The sequence below is a fragment of the Mesorhizobium sp. M4B.F.Ca.ET.089.01.1.1 genome, from assembly GCF_004022605.1.
Lineage (GTDB): Bacteria > Pseudomonadota > Alphaproteobacteria > Rhizobiales > Rhizobiaceae > Mesorhizobium > Mesorhizobium abyssinicae.
Window position 1 is genome coordinate 1 of record NZ_RZOS01001113.1, and the last position, 700, is coordinate 700.

At 67.0% G+C, this 700-nt stretch carries 1 protein-coding gene and 1 pseudogene; both read right to left on the reverse strand.

The annotated features are described in order from the left end of the window. A partial coding sequence (locus EN780_RS36330) for an ArdC-like ssDNA-binding domain-containing protein (protein ID WP_128276600.1) occupies positions 1-107 on the reverse strand: 107 nt, incomplete at its 3' end. A gap of 312 nt (positions 108-419) precedes the next feature. Next, a pseudogene (locus tag EN780_RS36335) lies at positions 420-700 on the reverse strand (hypothetical protein); the annotation flags it as partial.

Sequence of the window (700 nt, forward strand, 5' to 3'; positions counted from 1 at the left end):
CTCCAGGGCTTGACCCAGGGGCGCACGCCCTTTTCCAGCTCCGCGACGATACGGTCGGTGATTTTCGCGTAGATATCCACACGAGTGCTGTTCTCTTTGCTGCGCATTTCCTGACCTCCATGTGAGGCCGCGCCCATCGCGGCCCGTCACGCGGGGTCCGTAGCCGGGGCAACAGCCAAGCGAGCGCACCGAAGGCCGCAACGCCAGTGGAGGACGGCAAAGCCGTTGCGGCTCGCTTGCGGCCCCGGCAGGACCGACAACCGCGGCGGCCGCAATGGGCGCCGTCTCGCCTCTTCTTCCTTCCCTTGATTTTCGCGCACCCAGGCGTTCGACGCCGACATGGAAAAAGGCCGCCTCCGGAAAGGCGACCTCTGTCGTCGTGAAGGAGCGGCGAGGCCGAAGCCCCGCCGGACTGTACTTCAGTCGAAAGCCGACATCTGCGCCACAGCCGCCTTGCGATCGAGCGAGTGACCGGGATTGTCGACCGGGCGGTCGAAGGGCTTCCAGGTTTCGCCGACGATCTCTTTGTAGGCGGCGACCGCGCCTTCGGCGGCCATCCTGAGCGCGTGGGACTGCACGCCCATGTCGGCGGCGAATTCGCGTTTGCGCTGGGCGGCGCTGTCGTAGCCGACAGGACCATCGAGGTCTTCGTCGCGGGCGTCGTTGGCAGCCTTGGCGGTGGCGTCGCGCGCCTCGGTGA